Here is a 1,327-nt window from a genome sequence, read left to right on the forward strand (position 1 = left end):
ACAGCAGTGGTTCGGTTATACCGGCATGGTCTTGGCTTTTGGCGTGGGCATAGGTGCGGTAATTAATAAGGTTTTAGTTGCGAGAAACTGGATGTTTATATCGCTATTGATGCTAGCTTGTGGGTTAGGGGGCTTGGGCGGAGTATTAATGTGGGTAATGGAAAATTCGTTGTGGTTTGTATTGGCGATGATACCAGTTGTCATGGCCTATGGTATTGCGATACCCAATATTCTGGCTCGGGCGCTGCGTCGTTATAAGGATGGTGCCGGAACGGCGGGAGCCATTCTGGGCCTGATGTATTACACGATGTTAGGTGGTGGCTTGGTGCTGGCCGGTTTAACACAACGTCTGAGCTTGGTATTAGTTCTAAGCAGTCTGTTAATGGGGCTGATGGCGTTGAGTATTGCGCGAGGAGAACGGAGGACTAGCATTGAGAATATTGGAGATATTTGACGATAAGCTTAATCAGGAGACACTGTTCAACTTTTATGCGGCGGGTTTCTTTGCCAATGACATCATTCTCCAGCCTTGAAATATTGACCCCAGAAGCACTCAGAACCTGATAATTGTCTTTGTCCCAGGCAACGCTGACGCAGCGTTTCATGACAGTACTCCTCCATTATGCATGCGTTGAGTACATACTCCACGTAGCTGTTCAGTAATTAGCCAGCATTCAACTCTAATCGTTTAAGTCCCCCATAAAACGAATAAACTCGAAAAACATCAAGAGCGATATCCATCGCGCCAATAGCAGGAAAAACGTAGCGTTTCAGGCAGGTAAGGATTTTATCGGCGTGCGTGTCCGACCAGAGTTTACGACTGCTGGAATGCCAGCCAGTGGCGATATAGCGAAACGTTCTTGATTCGTCCACTGCGGATTTTTCTGCCTTGCGAGACAGCGAAGGGCAGACACCGGATGCCAGCAACTTACGCGCCGCATCGCGCTTTTCACGGGCTGCTGCTAATGAGATCAACGGGTAAGCGCCAAGGGCGAGGCGGTTCTCTTTACGGTCGAAGGTGTAGCGGAAATACCACCGCTTAGCACCATGAGTAGATATCGTTAGATAAAGCCCTAACGAATCAGTGAGCTTGTATGATTTTTCTAGGTTTTTGGCTGAGCGGATCTTGCTATCAGTTAACATGGGCGGGTCACTCCGTTCATCGAACTGAATGACCCGTAATTTGACCCACTTTTTTCCGGATACCTAGGGATAACTAAGAATGCATCGGGAAAGATTTTTATGCCACTTTGGTTACATTACAAACACATAGGGATTTATAGGAACGCATAGGGAGGCATAAAAAAGGAGAAGTGGTGCCCGGACT

General features: G+C 47.6%; 1 protein-coding gene and 2 pseudogenes. 1 reads left to right on the forward strand and 2 read right to left on the reverse strand.

The window, feature by feature from the left end:
• Positions 1–454 (forward strand): annotated as a pseudogene (locus J5224_RS28100) (MFS transporter); the annotation flags it as partial.
• Here the strand turns inward: J5224_RS28100 and J5224_RS35910 are convergent.
• A complete protein-coding gene (locus tag J5224_RS35910) occupies positions 426–605 on the reverse strand; it encodes a type II toxin-antitoxin system CcdA family antitoxin (RefSeq protein WP_369076101.1) in 180 nt (59 codons plus the stop codon). The pseudogene J5224_RS28100 and the gene J5224_RS35910 overlap by 29 nt on opposite strands.
• Before the next feature lie 124 nt (positions 606–729).
• Positions 730–1,143 (reverse strand): annotated as a pseudogene (locus tag J5224_RS28105) (tyrosine-type recombinase/integrase); the annotation flags it as partial.
• Positions 1,144–1,327 lie beyond the last annotated feature (184 nt).

This window comes from Candidatus Symbiopectobacterium sp. NZEC135 (assembly GCF_025962695.1).